We start from the raw sequence: 18,187 nt of genomic DNA on the forward strand, positions 1-18,187 counted from the left end.
GCTTTGCTATAAGTTTTTTATCGGTTATCTCGACTGGTTCTTTCCCAGTTGATAATCATATGGTGGTTTAAGGCCCAGTAGGTTTTCAACAAAGTAATCCCAGCGGCGGCGCATCATGTATGGGGAGTAAGCTCCGTAACCATGCGCACTGTTGGGGAATATCACAAGGTCAAAGCTTTTGTTGGCTTTTTCCAGTGCCTCAACAACCAATAAAGTATTGTAAGGTGGTACGTTATTATCCATCATGCCATGAGCCAGCATTAGTTTACCTTTCAGGTTTTTAGCGTAATTCTGGTTGGCTTGTGCTTCGTAGTCAGAATTTTCAACAAGTCCGTTGTAGCGCTCGCCCCAATCATCCTCATAGTTACGGTTGTCGTGGTTGCCAGATTCTGATATACCAACTTTAAAGAAATCAGGATAACGGAACATGGCTGCAGCGGTAGCAAAACCACCACCCGAGTGGCCCCATATACCTACTTTCGCTGTATCGATAGGGTAAGTGGCCGCCAGTTGTTTGATAGCGGTTATCTGATCCGGAAGCGTATTAATGGCCATGTTGCCATAGCTCATATCATGAAAGCTTTTTGAGCGTAACGGATTACTTGTGCCTTCAATATTCACTACTATAAAGCCTAATTCAGCTAAAGCCTGGTGATCGCCCCTTGCTGCCGAAAAAGACCAGCTGCCTACGCTACCACCTTGCGGGCCCGGATAAATGTAGTCGATAACAGGATATTTTTTACCAGTTTCCATTTTGGTTGGCGTAAACACCAAACCATAAATATCGGTAATGCCATCAGCGGCTTTTAACTTAACAGGAGTTGGCGCTTTCCAGCCGGTTGCAGTGAGGCGAGAGATGTCTGCTTTTTCAAGTGTGGATAACAACTTGCCGTTCATGTCGCGCAGTACGGTAACCGGCGGCACGTTTGGCTGCGAATAAGTATCAACAAAATATTTATCATCAGGAGAAAAGCTCACCGAGTGATTGCCTGCCTCTGGCGTAAGCAGGGTTAAACCTTTTCCATTAAAGCCTATTTTATAAAAATGCGCAAAATAAGGGTTCCCGGCTTCCCGGCCGTCAGCCATGAAATACAGTGTGCGGGCTTTTTCGTCAACTTTTAACAGGCGTGTTACCACCCAGTTTCCTTTGGTGATCTGGTTTTTAAGCTTACCTGTTGTAGCGTCATAAAGGTAAAGGTGGCCCCAGTTGTCGCGTTCAGAAAACCAGATGATCTCCTTCGACGCCGGCAGGTAACGCCAATTAATAGCCCCCCAGCCAGATTCATATTGGGTTTTTACATTCTCTTCAAATACATTGCGTACTACACCGGTCTGTGCGTTGGCAATACGAAACTTTTCATTTTTATGATCGCGTGAGGTAGATACAAACGCGAACTCGGTACCATCGGCTTTCCAATCGGCATCATCAAAGGTGCCGCTGCTGGATATATCATCGCTTAAAGTAGCTCTGTGCGGATCTGGTTCAATGTTGAAACGAACAACTTTTGGGTTCTCAACATCAACAATTACACGCTGAATGGTGGTAATGTCTTTATCGCCGGGGAGCGGATATTTCCAGGCGTGTAAGGTTGGTTTACCCACGTTTGTGGTAACCAGGTACATATCGCTGGATTTACGCTGGTCCTGCTGAAAGGTAGCCACCTTTTTAGAATCAGGCGACCACGAGACGATAGGGCGGTCGCTGCTGGTCCAGCCGGCATTATCGGTAGCGTAACCAAAATCCTTAACACCATCGGTAGTAAGTTGAGTAGTGGCACCGCTGGCTACATCGCGTACCCAAAGGTTATAATCTTTTATGAAAACAGCTTTTTTACCATCCGGAGATAACACCTCATTGCCACCACCACGGGCAGCCCTGCCTGTCAACCTTTCTGGCCTGGCCTGAGCGTTGCTGGTATCTGCTGCCAACTGGTTACTTTGGGAATTGTACATCCACTTTTTACCATCTACAGCAAATGTTATATACTTGCCATCGCTACTGTAGGCAATACGTTCAAAAGGTAATTTATTAGCAGTGTAAGTTTTACCTGTAGCAGATGATAATGCAGCCGTAAGCCTGGCAGCGTCAAATGCGGGGGATTTGGTTTTTTTGGCGGGGTCAACCAATATAAAATCGGTGCTTTGGCCGGTGTTTACCTTGTACCAAAATTTACCATCAGCCAGCCAGTTAGGCATAACACTGCCATGGTCAATTAAACGATTGGTGTTATAGCCTAAAAAACGCTCGGCGCGTTCATAGTCTGCAGCGGTAAGGGCACCGCCCTGCTGTGCAAAAGCTTTAATACCCAGTGCAATTGCTGCAGCAGTTAATAAATACTTGTTCATGTATAGTCAGATCAGTTAATTAAAGATACCAAAGTAAAGTTAATTAACTGTTTACGCTAATAAAACAAGTATAATGATTGTTACACAGGGTCAAAGTTGCTTTACAAAGCTAAATCCGGCCATTCCATTTGAATAAGTTGGCATAATCAGGCTGCTTTTATTAGAGTTTTTATCATGAAATAACTTATTCCGAAAAAGCGGATAAATTAGATATGCAGCCTTAGTAGATAATATACCAAAGCCTGCACCGGCAATAATGTCGCTGAACCAATGGTCGCGGTTGTAAACGCGTAGTATGGCCGTAGCAGTAGCAAAAGAATAACCTGCTATGCCGTACCAGATAGATTTTTCGCTATACTCCTGTGCCATAAATTCAGCAGCGGCAAAAGCATTACCGGTATGCCCGGAAGGAAATGAATATCTGTTTGATCCATCGGGGCGTAATCTGTTTGAAGCGCCTTTTATACTAAAGGTTGCCAACGCCATGATACCTTCAGACATGCCAATTAATATAGTACGGTCAATAAAAGTATTCTTACCATGTATCCCGGCTAAATTAAGACCGTAAACCATAGCAATGGGTGCGTATTGAAAATAATTTTCGATATGATAATGGAAGTTTGGAATATCTTCTATCAAATCATTATAAATACTATAATCCAGGTTTCGGATAGGTTTTACACTGAAAGATAATACACCGTACGTTATAAATACAGCTGGAGGAATAAAAGACGGCAGTTTACTATGAAGCTGCCGAACGGTATCCGGCAGGGCAAGGATACTTGCCGAATCAACTTTGGCTGTGTCTGTTACTTGTGCTTCCGATTGAAGCGTACACAGAATCAATAGTAAAATTAAAATATGCTTCAACTTGATTTATGTTAGTAGTATGTTAACATAAAATCAACTTAAATGTTGCAAAGAAAAACCCAGCCATTTACAGCTGGGTTTTATGGTAGATGCAGGATAGTTTTTAAAACTTGTAAGTAACAGATAAGCGATAGTTACGGGGCGCTTCTGCCTGGTAGTAATAACCAGGAAGATACACGTAATACGAGCCACTGTACAGGTATTTATTAAGTACATTAAATACATTAGCCGCTATACGCATTTTACTGCCTTCCCAAAACAAGCCGCCATCCACTTTAAAGTAATCGGCCATTTGTATGGGCGTAACAGCATCAGCCTGGCGATTACCTAAAAATGTAAAGCCACCTGCTATTCCGGCCCCTTTTAATGTGCCTCTTAGCAATTTATAATTTATCCATGCATTGGCAACGTGTTTGGCATAAGCAGGTACTGTAATACCTTCTACCTGGTCTGCTAACTTTGTTACTTTAGAGTCGGTGTAGGCGTAGTTGGCTGTAACATCCAAACCAGGTAAAATTTGTCCGCGCAAATCAAATTCAACGCCTTGCGCGCGTTTCTGGCCCAATACAACGCTTAGCCCTTCAGTTGGATTGGTATTAGGTGCAGCAGTAAGTTCGTTATTTTTAAGGATGCGGTAAACAGATACTGTAGTATTCCATGTTCCGTGTGCCCAATCCCTTTTAACACCAAATTCTAAATTGTTCCCTGTTAATGGTTTTACTGAACCACCGCCGGCTAAACGCCCGCTTTGCGGCGTAAAAGCCTGGTCATACAAACCATATACAGAGGTTTGGTCGTCTATTGAAGCGCTAAGGCCAATGCGTGGTGTAAAGTGTTTAGCTATTTCTGCAGCGCTGCCAAAGCTTGATTGATTTACGTAAGTATAACGGCCGGCAAGGGTCAATCTTAACTTGTTGTCAAGAAAACCCAGTTCGTCCTGTACGTATACGCCCGAATAGCGTTGATTGATAAGCCCGCCACTTGCCGCGGCACGTTCATCTAAACTTAAAGTACGATCAAACACAGGGAACCCATTTGGAGGGAATCCGAGGTTTGGATTTTTAGGATCAAATTTTTGGTCTTCCGTATCTAAAGGCTGGCTATTAACAAAGTCTGCTGCATAGTCTTTTGAACCAACATCTAAACCTGCTAAAATGTTATGGGTTACTGAACCTGTGTAAGCTTTACCATTTAAGAAAACCTGGCCTAAGGTCATTTTACTTTTTGCATCCCACTGGCCAACATCACGTATGTACTTGCCATCAGGGTCAATAGCTTCTGCCCATAATGATGAGCCTTTCATGCCATAGTTATAATACGCAGTTTGGGCAGTTAATTTCCAATTGGTACTAAGCTGGTGCTGCAAATTAAAGGTAATACTGTGGTCGTTGATGTTGGTAGGCGGCAAACCAGCAGGCAGTGCAGAAGTGTTTTGGGGGTAGGTTGCATAACCATCCGGGCTGAAGATGTAGAAAGAACCAACATCAGACATGTGTGCACGCTGATAAATATATTCTGCGGTCAATTTAGTTTTATCATCCACCTGGTATGATATTACCGGTGCGATGCTGTAACGGTCGTTAAACTCGTTAGCGCGGAATGAACCTTTATTTTGGCCTGCAAGATTTAAGCGGTAAAGTAATTTACCATCTTTGCTTAGCTTGCCATCAAGGTCAAGCGTGGCACGGTTAAGGTTAAAACTTCCCGTTGTATAGCTAAATTCGCCTTTAGTTTGGCCTGTAGGTTTTTTGGTAACAACGTTATACAACCCACTCGGATCGCCGTTGGCAAGCATAAATCCTGCAGGGCCTTTTACAAATTCGATATGGTCAACAAAGCTCATATCTTCGGTAAGGGGCCCCCAATAAGAGTTTACAATATTAAAACCATTACGAAATGCCTGGATCTGAGAGCCACGCATGTTAATATTTGCATACATATCGCCCCAATGCTCTAAACGTATGGCGCCGCTTACATTACGTACAAGGCCATCGCTCACACTGATAATCTGTTGCTGTGCCAAAGCCTGAGAACTTACCACCTGTATGTTTTGCGGAACTTCAAGCAAAGGTTCGTTTAAACGTAGCGATGGAGATGGGTTATCTATCTTAATGCGATTATTATTTGAGTTTATGATCACCTCTTGTAACTGCGAAGTGCTGATATCCAGTATAAAGTTAACCTCAGCAGCCTGGCCTGCTGTAATGGTTACCTGTTTTTCCTGAGTTGTAATATTTATTGCAGATACAGTAACCATATATGTACCCGGATTGATACGGCCTATGCGGAAACGACCTTTATCATTTGTTGAAGCGCCGTACGAAGTACCTTTCAAGCCAACGGATACATAACCTACCGGGCTACCGTCGGTAGCAGTTACTACACCGCTGATGCTGCCATGTTGCTGCGCAATAGCGGTTGATAGTGTTATTAAGCAAAATAGGAGTGATAAAATTTTCTTCATGCTATTTGGAATGATTCTAAACAGCGGCAAAGAAACATTTAAAATACCGTAATGTCAATACTTATTTTGAATTAATCTAAATAAATTTATTCATCCTTTCTTCTGCTAAACTTATCAGATTAAAGCCCGGAGCGTATTTAACGGCCTGAGCGGTAAGTTAACGTATTAATTCATCCATTTCTTTTTGCATGGAAGTGCCAAGTGCAGGTACCCGAACCGAAAAATGATCTGCACCGGGCACTATAATTACTTTTATATCGGCACTTATGCTTTTTACTTTATTATCAAAAGCCATTACAGATTTATCTAAAAAAAAATTATCGTTATCACCGGCATATATCCTTAGCTTACCTGCAAGTTTGGGTTTAAGCTTTGGCCAGTTTTTAACAACATATTGTGCAAGGTCGTAATCTTTCCATTCGGCTACTACCTTTCTGTCAATAAGCCCCGTCTTTCTATCAAATAACGGCTTTGGGCGGCCGTTTTTGTCCGGCTTACCAAACTCGGCTTCAAAGGATTGCTGCTGCCCGCCGTCGCCTTCAAACAGTTCTTTTATTTCCCCTTTACGCAGGGTAGTTTGGTATATGCCATTCAGTTTAAAAAATTCACGCTCTTTTCCATTTTTATCTGTATAAAAATTTTGATCCTTATACAGGTCCACGCCCAGGTAATTGCTAAAGTCTACAGGGTCTGGCGAAGTAGCCCAACAGCCGCCGAAAGCATCAGGATAATGAATCATCAGCCAGGCAGCACCATAGCCGCCGCTGCTTTGGCCGGTAACAAAAGTGTTTGATGGTTTTGTACTGCCGTGATAGTTATTTTGGATGTAAGGAATAAATTCTTCTACCAGCGCCTTGCCCCAGGGGCCGTTGACCCTCGAGTCGACTAAAGCATGGAGGCCATAGGGCGTTTGTGTTTCAGGATTTAAAAAGATCACTATTTTTTCTTTACCCTGCCCAACACCATAAGCGTTTTGCGATAAGGGGGCTAAAGCCCCGCGGTGAGTGCCTGTCCAGCCGGGAATGATATAAATTACCGGATAGGTGGCAGATGAGTCCTTACCGTAAGATGGCGGTAATATAATACCGGCCTTTATATAGATGTTCTCTTTGCGGAAGGCGGTCAGCAGGGCAGATCTGAATACTATTTCCTTAATGTCAGGCCTTTCTGGGAATGGGCGCTCACGTATGGTATTATCAATAGTTAATTCGGCATGGTTTTTTGCACCTGGTGTTATGTGCAATATTGCTTCTTTACGTGCATAAACATTGCCCGGGCTTAAGGTAGATCGCTCTTTGGTATTCGTGTCCAGTAGTGCAGCAATCCTATAATATCCTTCCTTCAAAGAATCGATTCGCGTGTTAAAATATTCCGCCGATTGATCTATTACAGCCGGTTTGTCATTGGTCCAGCCTGTAACGTTTAAGGCGAAAGCAGCTTCATTATCATTCAACTCGCCGTTGAACCGCTTATTGGTATCGGCGAGGGTATAAACGAACAGGCGGCCTGTATACGGCCCTTTCAAGGCAGGACTTAACTTTACCGTTATTGTAGTTTGGGCAAGCAAACTGCAGGTAACACAGCTTAGCATCAGGATCAGATATATCTTTTTCATTTAAGTTTAGTTTGGTGGTATGACTATCTGAAACTTAAATTGTGACAAGCTTTAGGATTATAGCAGGGTATTGTCGACAAATAGAGGTATTTCATCGTCAAACAACATGCTAAAAAACAGACCGCTTTCCGGGGGGCGGAAAGCGGTCTGCTTAACATGGATTGTATTTAACTACACCGTATTTCAGCTGCTTACAATTAATGATCTCGGCTCAACCAATTACAGAGTTAAAGTGTTTTATCTGTTGCTACATGATAGGCTGGATCTTCCAGTACATTTACGTCGATAATATCGGCTGCGTTTTCAAGCAATAAGCGGCAATCTTCGCTGAGGTGTTTCAAATGCAACTTTTTGCCTGCTTGTTTATACTTACCGGTAAGTTTGTTCAACGCATCAATTCCAGACATATCGGCAACGCGGCTGTCCTTAAAATCAATAATCACCTCGAGAGGGTCGTTCTCAATATCAAATTTTTCATTGAAGGTAGTTACCGAGCCAAAAAACAGCGGGCCATATATTTCATAATGTTTAACACCGGCTGTATCAAAGTACTTACGGGCGCGTATCCGTTTGGCGCTTTCCCATGCAAATACCAACGCCGATATAATTACACCTATCAATACTGCCAGCGCCAGGTTGTGCAGCCATATTGTAATCAAGGCTACTAAAATTCCTACAAAAACATCCTGTTTGGGCATTTTATTGATTATCCTGAAACTGATCCATTCAAATGTACCAACAGCTACCATTATCATAACCCCAGTTAAGGCAGCCATTGGCAAGCGCTCAATTATCGGGGCGCCAAAAAGTATAATGCATAGTATAGTTAAAGAAGCAATAATGCCGGATAACCTGGCTCTTGCGCCAGCAGAAAGATTGACAAGCGTTTGCGCTATCATGGGGCAGCCGCCCATGCCGTAAAAAAAGCCGTTCAGGATATTTGCCGTTCCCTGTGCAACACACTCGCGGTTGCCGCTGCCACGGGTGCCTGTCATTTCATCAACAAGATTAAGTGTAAGCAAGCCTTCTGTTAAACCTACGCCGGCCATGATCAATGCATACGGAAAGACTATTTCAAGCGTATGCAGATTGAACTGAACAGCCGGGATGTGAAACGGTGGGAAACCACCGCTTACAGCCGCTATATCTTTAACTGTTTTAGTAGGGATATTTAAGCCTAATACTAACAAAAACACTACAATAATTGCAACTAATGATGCCGGTATGGCCTTTGTGATTTTTGGTAATAAAACTACGATAGCTATAGTTAAAGCAACCAAGCCGGCCATAATGTATAATGGCTGCCCGGTAAGCCAGGTTTCGCTGCCATTGGTTATAGTTTTGAATTGTTGTAGTTGGGCCATAAAAATGATAACCGCCAAGCCATTTACAAAGCCGTACATTACGGGTTGGGGCACAAGGCGTATAAATTTACCTAACTTGAAAACGCCTACTAATATCTGTATCAGCCCGGCTAAGGCTACTGCTGCAAACAGATATTCAATTCCGTGCGATTTCATCAAGGCGATAAGCACTACCACTGTTGCGCCTGCGCCACCTGATATTAAACCCGGGCGACCACCTAAAATTGATGTTACCAACCCCATTATGAACGCCGCGTATAAACCAACAAGAGGGGGCAGGCCGGCAAGTATAGCAAATGAAAGCGACTCGGGCATCATGGTCATGGCAACGGTCAGACCTGCTAAAATTTCGTTTTTATAATTGATCTTCTGAGAAAAGTCGAAAAGGCGTAAATAAGGCTTCATCCTTAAAAAAGTTATAGTTAAAACAAGTGTATACAGGCGTCTGGCGGACGCCAGCGTTATTGAAGGAGCAAGCTATTTACTCAAGGCGGTGTAACGGGGCTGTTATAAACGGTTATTGTAACCATGCTGCAAAGTTATAACTATTTATCATCTTCAGGTACAAAGTTGATGCCTTTGGCAGAATCAAACACTATGTATACCCTTCGCCATGGATCATTACCCTGCATTTGCCATTTATGGCCCGTACCTGTTATATCCATAGCTATTAAAACCTCACCCGGATGAAGTGTAAATTCTTCGCCTGTATGCGTAACAAAATGAAGCGTGCCTGTAAGGCATACAACATATTGTGTGTCCGGCGCAGTATGCCAGTCGAGAAAAGAATGGGGCGCGGTTTCTTTAAAGCTAACAGTGTGCACATCATAAGGTACCGCATCTGCAAGGTGGCCTTCCTGCACATGCGAGTGGCCGTCTGCACCGGTTGTTAATAAATATGCTTTTATCATCGGCCGCGTATTAAAATGCTTCGTTTAAACCCAGAAACAAACCGTGTGCGCCATATTTTCCCCATGCATAGTCGATACATAAATTAGTGCGGGTTGTTTTGTTGAACAACACACGTAAGCCAGCGCCACCACCCGGTTGCCATACATCAAATAGTTTGGTACCCAGATCATCATTGGCCGATTGGATATTAAAGAAGGTAACCCCGCTCAGGAATTTGTTTTTAAGGATGGGAAAACGATATTCCATTTCTGAGTAAAAGTACTGTGTACCCTTAAAGTAGGTAATTGTGTAACCCCGTCCGCTTCGAAAGTTACCGTCGCGGCCAGTGCCCGGCAGTTCCAGGTAAGGCAGGGTGCCGCCTATAACATAAGATCCCCAGTTCCAGAAAGCCAGCACATGCTCGGGGTTGGTTTTAGACAGGCTCCAGTATTTTCTAAAATCGGTAGTTATCATTACCGCATTTTTAGTACTGCCCAGCCAGCTTTGATTTACACGTATACCGGCATCGGCGTAAATACCTTTGTAAGCACGGTTCTGATTGTCGCGGGTGGTATATTGTATGTTGGCCAAAAAGCCATTAGAGGCGTAATGGTCGTTGTCAAAGCCATATCTGGCGTTATAAACACGGTATGGTGTGAGCACACTATCTGCGTTAAACTTATCGTATATCTTACGGCGAATATCAAAAGATACCCCGGCTCCCAAAAACAAGCCCTTATCTATTTGCTTATAAACCTTTTCCCTGAAACTGTAATACTGCGCATTAAGCACAAATGGCTTGCGGCTGGGGTTGCTTAAAACCAGGTCCTCTGCGCTGCCGTTTGCTGCATTGCCAATACCGATGCCAAAATCGGGGGTTACCGTTTTTGCCGCTACAAGGCTGCCCTGCAGGTTCCATTTATTGCCGGGCGTATAAATGTTATGTGTTAGATAAAAATAGATTATGTTTTTGGTAGTAATAGATGCCGAAGTTGCCGCTACAGACAACAAAGTGTTTGGGTCGTTACCTAAAACTTTACCTGCAACCGCTTTAATGCCTATCTGCGTACCTATGCTTGGGTTAGAAGCAAAATTTGGAATGATAGTAATGCCTGATGGCTTCTTCTTTATTGAATCGGGTTTTTTATTAGGATGAAAAATATCTTTAAACAGATCGCCTACATCATATTGGCCTTCGGTGTTATTGGGTTTTATTACCTTTTTACCTGTCTTGCTTAACGAATCGGCTTTTACAGTGTCAACCGGAGTTATCTGGGCGTAACTGTAACTACTTGCCAATAAAAGCAAAATCAAAAGTGTCTGCCTTAAAGCAGGAGTTATCTTAGAGTTTGATTGACGATTTTTCAAATTGGCTGATTATAAAATAAGCTAAAGGCCGCAAAAGTACAAATAATTGACTTTTAGGGCAATCCAATGTTATTTAGAAAAGTTATCATAGAGTGAAACCTTATGTTACTTTAGACCCGATAATACTGATTATTATTACAAAATACTGTTACATTATAAAAGTACCTCAATTTACAATTGAATGCCATGAATTGTTTAGGGGATAGATAAGGACAGTATGATTAGCTGTTTAGCTTATTTTGTACCTCGAAAAACACAGATAATTATCTGGAGCCAATTAAGGTAGTACACCTTTAGACCTAACTTTTCGTTGATTCTATGCTATTAAATAAAAAAAACCTGTTTTTGTTTTTCATTTGTGTAATGTATGTTACTGCCCAGGCACAGCAACGTAAGCTAAGTGAGTTTGATAAGATCAGGCATAATTTTGAGATCGTACCTGATACTATTCAAACAAGCGTTTACTGGTACTGGATATCCGATAACATATCTAAAGAAGGCGTTATAAAAGACCTGCAAGCCATGAAAAAAATGGGCATTAACAGGGCTTTTATAGGTAATATAGGGCTACCGGCCGGTGATACTCCGTATGGAAAGGTCAGGATATTCAGTGATGAGTGGTGGGATATTTTACATGCCGCTTTAAAAACTGCGGGCGATTTGAATATTCAGATCGGTATTTTTAATAGCCCCGGTTGGAGCCAGTCGGGAGGACCCTGGATAAAGCCCGAACAATCTATGCGCTATCTTACCAGTTCTCGAACGTTAATCAGCGGTGGCAAAATAGTTGATGTGATGTTGCCTAAACCCACAGATCAGTTTCAGGATGTAAAAGTGATTGCCTACCCGCAACTTTATACTCCTCAGATTGCTAACCCAGCAATATCTGCACAGCCGGAGTTGTCTGATTTAGACAAACTGCTGATTGTTGGTAACGACAAGGTTGTTGATTTTGATAAGAGCGGCCATCAGCAGATTGATTTTAAATTCATAAACGAGCAGGCTGCGCAAAGTTTAACTGTGTATCCAGCTAAACAGGCAATGTTTGCAAAAGCCACTTTGCAGGCAAATATTAGTGGCACTTTCAAAACCATCAAAGAGTTTAATATAGACAGGCAGAACGATGCGCTGAATGTGGGTTTTGAACCCTACGCGCCAATTGTAATATCATTTGCCAAAGTTAAAGCCAAAAGCTACCGGCTGCTTTTAGATAATTATTCGCCCGGTAGCGGCATCCTTGGACTTGAGCTTTCGGCCGCTCCCAGGGTAGAGCGTTATCCTGAAAAAACACTCGCTAAAATGTACCCCACGCCATTGCCATACTGGAAAGAGTATCAATGGCCGGCGCAACCGGAGGTTAGTGGCGACTATGCCATAGATCCGGCAAATGTGATTGATATCAGTGCCAAAATGGATACCACCGGAAGGCTGCAGTGGAACGCACCTGATGGAAACTGGGCAGTTATGCGTACAGGTATGACCTCTACACTTGTTAAAAACGCGCCTGCAACACCCGCCGGTACCGGTTTAGAAGTTGATAAAATGAGCAAAAAGCATGTCGCTTATCATTTTGACAACTTTTTAGGAGAAATCATCAAACGCATACCCGCTCAGGACCGCAGGACCTGGAAAGTGGTAGTTGAGGATAGTTACGAAACTGGCGGACAAAACTGGACCGATAACTTTATAAATGATTTTAAAGCTAAATACCAATATGATCCTGTTGCTTATTTGCCTGTATTTAAAGGATGGGTTGTAGGTAGCCAGGAACAGTCGGACAGATTTTTGTGGGATGTGCGCCGATTGATAGCCGATAATGTAGCATATAAATACGTGGCCGGGTTACGCGAGGTAAGCCACCGGCATGGATTAACTACCTGGCTGGAAAACTACGGGCACTGGGGGTTTCCCGGTGAGTTTTTACAATACGGAGGCCAGTCGGATGAGATAGGGGGAGAGTTCTGGAGCGAGGGCGACCTGGGCAATATTGAAAACAGGGCGGCATCTTCGGCTGCACACATCTATGGTAAAAAGAAGGTATCGGCCGAATCGTTTACCGCGGGTGGTAAATCTTACGGGCGTTATCCCGCAGTGATGAAGCAGCGGGGCGATCGTTTTTTTGCAGAAGGGATCAATAACACATTATTGCACGTTTTTATTGAGCAACCGGCAGACGATAAATTACCCGGAATTAACGCTCCTTTCGGAAATGAGTTTAACCGGCATAACACATGGTTTTATGAGATGGGTGGTTTTATAAAGTACCTTAAGCGGATAAATTATCTTTTACAACAAGGTTTGTATGTTGCTGACGTGGCCTACTTTATTGGTGAAGATGCGCCAAAAATGACAGGCGTGCAGGACCCGGCTTTACCCCCGGGCTACTCCTTTGACTATATTAATAGCGAAGTGATTTTACAGCGCTTAAAGGTTAGCAACGGCCGTTTTATATTGCCCGATGGCATGAGCTATAAGATACTGGTGCTACCTAAACTGGAAACCATGCGACCGGAACTCTTAGCTAAAATTGCAGAGCTGGTTAAGCAGGGTGGCATTGTGTTTGGCCCTAAACCTTTACGCTCGCCAAGCCTGGCAGGTTATCCGGAAGCAGATAATAAGGTGAAGAGCCTGGCCGGTGATTTATGGGGAACAAATGTTATTAACAAATTTGTTAGGGCATACGGTAAAGGTTTTGTGATGAACGGCCCTGATTTGCAAGCGGCTCTTAACCAGGTGAACACTGGCCCTGATATAAAAATTAGCGCAGACTCAGTAGCCTTTCTGCACCGTAAATTAGCAGATGCCGATGTTTATTTCATGTCAAACCAATCTTCAAAACCCATCAGTATCAATCCATCGTTCAAAATAACCGGCCCAATGCCGGAACTTTGGAATGCAATTGACGGAACAAAACGAGATTTGCCTCAGTATACCGTAAAAGACGGATATACTACCGTCCCGCTTAAACTTGATGTTTACGAGAGTGCATTTATTGTATTTAATAAAAAAGCGGGTAACAGGCTTGCGGGCCAGGGCAATAACTTTCCGTTTCCGGTTAAAATAATACCGCTTGCAGGCCCATGGGAAGTAAGCTTTGACCAAGCCAAACGCGGCCCTGCAAAGCCTGTAGTGTTTGATGCCCTTACAAGTTGGACATTATCGCTTAATGATTCGGTCAGATATTATTCGGGATCGTCCAGTTACACTAAAACCTTCAATTTAGATGCGATTGAAAAAGGCAAAAAGGTATATTTAAATTTGGGCAAAGTGATGGTTATTGCAAGTGTTAAGGTTAATGGTGTTGATGCAGGCAGTGTATGGACAGCCCCTTACCATATAAACATCACTAAAGCGTTACGTAAAGGACAAAACCATATAGAGATAAAGGTAACCAATAACTGGATGAACAGGTTGATAGGCGACAGCGCTTTACCTGTTGGGCAAAGAAAGACCTGGACAAGCTATAATCCCTTTAACCCATTATCAGCGTTGCAAACATCCGGATTGTTAGGCCCTGTAACTATAAGCATTTACGATAAATGAATAGAATATTAAAAAAGTTAAGCAGTGTTATATACCTGGTTTTGATCTGGCAAACCGTTTGTGCACAAAGCTTAATCACACCAGATATTGATGGCAAGGGCAAAACAGTAATATTAACTTTTGACGATGCCAGCCAAAGCCATTATGGCGTTATCCCGCAAATGCTAAAGCCTTATAATTTTGGCGCAACATTTTATGTATGCGAGTTTCCGCCGGATTTTGCGGATAGTACTAAGTACATGAACTGGGGGCAAATTCAGGCTCTATCACAAATGGGTTATGAGATTGGTAACCACACCTGGCATCATCGTAATGTTGCAGAGCTTAAACCACAGGAGTTAGATGCTGAATTAACTTACATTGAAGAAAAATGCAAAGAATTAGGAATACCTAAGCCGCAAGCATTTGCCTATCCGGGTTATACTACTGATAGCGCTGCTATTCCTGTTTTAAAAAAGCATGGCTATCTGACCGCACGTACCGGGGGTGATAAGCCCTGGCAGCCTGCTATCGATCATCCATTTTATGTACCCTCCTTTACTATCAAAGGCAACGATCCGGCTTATTTTTATAACGCGCTTAAACAAGCCACTACAGATAATGCTATTATATTCTGTGTGCATGGCGTGCCTGATAACGCACACGATTGGGTAAATACATCACCAGAGGTGTTTAAAACTTACCTGCAATATTTGCACAGCCATCACTTTAAAGTGGTATCAATGGCTGAATATGTGAAGCAACGAAAATCGTTGTTTAACAATAAAAAATTCTAAGTTCAAATCTCAACCTGCCATGATAAAAAGATCATTACTACTGCTTTTCGTTCTTTCAGTTTTTAAAGCTGTAGTTGCTCAGACATCGCCGGCTTTTGAGAAGGGTAAGGACTATGAAAAAGACGAGCGACAGCGCTTTTATCTATCACCAACGAGGATTGTATGGACAACAGACACTACATCAGGCGCTATCATCAACCCTGAAAATTTGTTAAAAAAAGGAACCGGTCAGGCAGATCTCTCTGGTGCTCACCTTTGTGTATTACGAAGTGCAAGTAGTAAGAAACCAGGTATATTACTTGATTTTGGTAAAGAAATACATGGAGGTATTTCTGTAGTGACCGACCAGTCGAAAGGTGGTAAACCTGTTCGGGTACGCATCAGGTTTGGTGAATCGGTAAGTGAGGCCATGTCTGAAATAGACACCCTGAAAGGCGCTACAAATGACCACGCCATGCGCGATATGGTAGTAGCGCTGCCCTGGCTGGGCAAGCTCGAGATAGGCGAATCGGGATTCAGGTTTGCACGGATAGACTTAGTAGATGACAACGCGGAGCTGAAACTAAAGGAAGTAAGGGCAATCCTTGTTATTCGTGATATCCCTTACCTGGGCTCATTTCACAGCAGCGATACCCTGCTTAATAAAATATGGATGACAGGCGCCTACACCGTGCACCTTAATATGCAAAGTTACCTTTGGGATGGCGTTAAGCGCGACCGACTGGTATGGGTAGGCGATATGCATCCCGAAACGTCAACTATAGCAGCGGTTTTCGGAGATCAGCAGGTAGTTCAAAAAAGCCTTGACCAGGCGCGGGACATTACGCCTTATCCGCAATATATGGCAGGCATGGTATCCTACTCCATGTGGTGGGTCATCATTCAGCACGATTGGTACATGCATACTGGTAACCTTAACTATCTTAAGCAGCAGAAATCATATTTAACCAAACTGCTCGATCAACTTGCCGGAAAGATTGATACTAATAACAGCGAAATACTTGATGGCGGCAACCGCTTTCTGGATTGGCCTTCATCAACAAATACTAAAGCCATACACGCAGGTTTGCAGGGCATGCTGATAATTACCCTTACTGATGGCGCATATTTGAGTGAAGTATTGGGCGATAATGCGACAGCTAAAAAATGCAGGGAAGTTGCAGCCCGTCTAAAAAAGCACATTCCCGATGTTAATGGCTCCAAACAGGCAGCAGCCATGATGTCGCTGGGTGGTTTGATGCCGCCAAAAGAAGCTGATAAGGTGATTTCAGATCGTGGTGTGCATAATTACTCCACTTACTACGGCTACTATATGCTGCAGGCCAAAGCCAAAGCCGGTAATTACCAGGGGGCATTAAATGACATTAAGAACTATTGGGGGCCTATGCTTGCCCTTGGCGCGACAACCTTTTGGGAGGACTTTGATATAGATTGGTTGCCTGGTGTATCGCGCATTGATGAACTGGTGCCGCCTGGTAAAAAAGATATCCATGCCGATTATGGGGCTTACTGCTATAAGGGCTTAAGGCACAGTTTGGCCCATGGCTGGGCCTCGGGGCCTACACCATGGTTAACCGAGCACGTTCTGGGCATAAAGGTAATTGCACCGGGCTGTAAGGTTATTTCAATTAAACCCCACTTAGGCGATCTTACGTTTGCAGAAGGCACCTTCCCAACACCGCTTGGTATAGTCAGTGTTAGGCATACCAAAAAGGCCGATGGTACAATAGCATCAGTAATTAAGGCGCCGCCTGGCGTAAAGGTTATCCGGTAAGCAAGTCTTTTAAATACTAATAAAGCTTACTGCATCAAATAGCAGGCTTTTTAATTTTTTAGCTACATTCGTGTTTGTTCAAAAACCAAGTAGCTTATTTAAGCTTGAGCCTGATTAGTTGATGAAGAATTTTTTGAAGATTTTATCCGTCGATGAGTATTCTATAACGCCAAAATATCTGCAATTGGTAAACAGCATATTGCTGGCAATAGAAAAAGGTGAGATTGAAGAGGGCGACGTAATGCCTTCCATAAATGATCTGAGCTACGCGCTGGATATATCACGAAACACCATTGAGCGTTTTTATAACGAACTTAAAAAGTCGGGTATAATGCGTACCGTACCTGGTAAAGGTGCTTTTATACAAAAAACCGATTTTGACCGGCCGCTAAAGCTGCTGTTGCTTTTCAATAAACTAAGTACACATAAGAAAATTATTTACGATGCCTTTGTAACTACCATCGGTAAAAGTGCCGCAATTGATTTTTATGTGTATAACAATGATTTTGACCTTTTTAAAAAGATCATAACAGAAAAGGTAAAGCTGGATTACGATAAGATAATTGTTGTACCTTACTTTATTGAGAATGAGGATGAGTCCATCGATGTGATTAAGTTGATCCCCCGTGAAAAGCTGGTGATAATGGATAAGCCGGTACCCCAGATCACCGGTAAATATATTTCGGTATTTGAGGACTTTGAAAATGACATTTTTAATGCACTGATTAGCCTTTTAGAACCCCTTAAAAAATACGATCAGCTGAAAATAGTTTTCCCATCAGGTACTTACTATTCAAATGGCATCCTTGCCGGTTTTAAGCGTTTTTGTGCTGAACACTCTTTCGATTACGAAGTAATACAAAGTCTTGAAAGTCAAAATATCGAAATAAAAACTGCTTACATAACCGTTGTTGAAGATGACCTGGTGCACATGATACAAGCGGCAAAAGTGCAGGAATTGGAGATAGGTAAAGATGTTGGCATTATATCTTACAATGAAACCGCCATTAAGCAGGTTATCCTGAACGGCATAACAACCATCTCTACAGATTTTAATTTATTAGGGGCAAAAACCGCCGAATTGATACTGCAAAACGATTGTAAAAAGGTGCCCGTTCCGTTTACTGTGTATCACAGGCCATCGCTATAAAAGGATTTATTCAAAGTAATTATAAT

Annotated in this window: 11 protein-coding genes; 4 read left to right on the top strand and 7 right to left on the bottom strand. The window is 42.8% G+C overall.

Features of this window, described 5'->3' with window-relative positions; translation table 11 throughout:
- Positions 1–24: 24 nt before the first annotated feature.
- The 7 genes from ACFQZX_RS14475 to ACFQZX_RS14505 all read right to left on the bottom strand — a co-directional run bounded on the left by ACFQZX_RS14475 (position 25) and on the right by ACFQZX_RS14505 (position 10,849).
- The gene (locus ACFQZX_RS14475; RefSeq protein WP_377116622.1) at positions 25–2,346 is read right to left on the bottom strand and encodes a S9 family peptidase; all 2,322 of its coding nucleotides are present in this window, start codon (positions 2,344–2,346) and stop codon (positions 25–27) included.
- A gap of 90 nt (positions 2,347–2,436) precedes the next feature.
- Positions 2,437–3,216 carry a phosphatase PAP2 family protein gene (locus ACFQZX_RS14480; RefSeq protein WP_377116624.1) on the bottom strand — a complete coding sequence of 260 codons (780 nt, stop codon included), beginning with the start codon at positions 3,214–3,216 and terminating at the stop codon, positions 2,437–2,439.
- Between the two features lie 103 nt (positions 3,217–3,319).
- The gene (locus tag ACFQZX_RS14485; RefSeq protein WP_377116626.1) at positions 3,320–5,680 is read right to left on the bottom strand and encodes a TonB-dependent siderophore receptor; all 2,361 of its coding nucleotides are present in this window, start codon (positions 5,678–5,680) and stop codon (positions 3,320–3,322) included.
- A gap of 157 nt (positions 5,681–5,837) precedes the next feature.
- On the bottom strand, positions 5,838–7,295 hold the full coding sequence (locus tag ACFQZX_RS14490; RefSeq protein ID WP_377116628.1) for an alpha/beta hydrolase: 1,458 nt from the start codon (positions 7,293–7,295) through the stop codon (positions 5,838–5,840).
- A 227-nt stretch (positions 7,296–7,522) separates the two neighbouring features.
- Positions 7,523–9,064, bottom strand: coding sequence for a SulP family inorganic anion transporter (locus tag ACFQZX_RS14495; protein WP_377116630.1), 1,542 nt, complete (start codon positions 9,062–9,064; stop codon positions 7,523–7,525).
- A gap of 140 nt (positions 9,065–9,204) precedes the next feature.
- Positions 9,205–9,570: a hypothetical protein gene (locus ACFQZX_RS14500; protein ID WP_377116632.1), complete on the bottom strand. Its 366-nt coding sequence runs from the start codon at positions 9,568–9,570 to the stop codon at positions 9,205–9,207.
- 10 nt (positions 9,571–9,580) lie between these two features.
- A complete protein-coding gene (locus tag ACFQZX_RS14505) occupies positions 9,581–10,849 on the bottom strand; it encodes a BamA/TamA family outer membrane protein (protein WP_377116634.1) in 1,269 nt (422 codons plus the stop codon).
- Positions 10,850–11,236: 387 nt separating this feature from the next.
- Here ACFQZX_RS14505 and ACFQZX_RS14510 point away from each other — a divergent pair, with 387 nt between their 5' ends.
- From ACFQZX_RS14510 to ACFQZX_RS14525, 4 genes are all read left to right on the top strand, one after another.
- Positions 11,237–14,461, top strand: coding sequence for a glycosyl hydrolase (locus tag ACFQZX_RS14510; protein WP_377116636.1), 3,225 nt, complete (start codon positions 11,237–11,239; stop codon positions 14,459–14,461).
- Positions 14,458–15,237, top strand: a complete 780-nt coding sequence (locus ACFQZX_RS14515; protein ID WP_377116638.1) for a polysaccharide deacetylase family protein — start codon at positions 14,458–14,460, stop codon at positions 15,235–15,237. The genes ACFQZX_RS14510 and ACFQZX_RS14515 overlap by 4 nt, the downstream gene beginning before the upstream one ends.
- 19 nt (positions 15,238–15,256) lie before the next feature.
- The gene (locus ACFQZX_RS14520; RefSeq protein WP_377116640.1) at positions 15,257–17,011 is read left to right on the top strand and encodes an alpha-L-rhamnosidase-related protein; all 1,755 of its coding nucleotides are present in this window, start codon (positions 15,257–15,259) and stop codon (positions 17,009–17,011) included.
- Positions 17,012–17,132: 121 nt separating this feature from the next.
- Positions 17,133–18,161: a GntR family transcriptional regulator gene (locus ACFQZX_RS14525; protein WP_377116642.1), complete on the top strand. Its 1,029-nt coding sequence runs from the start codon at positions 17,133–17,135 to the stop codon at positions 18,159–18,161.
- Positions 18,162–18,187 lie beyond the last annotated feature (26 nt).

Origin of the sequence: Mucilaginibacter litoreus, assembly GCF_042676805.1 — a bacterium.
Classification (GTDB): domain Bacteria; phylum Bacteroidota; class Bacteroidia; order Sphingobacteriales; family Sphingobacteriaceae; genus Mucilaginibacter; species Mucilaginibacter litoreus.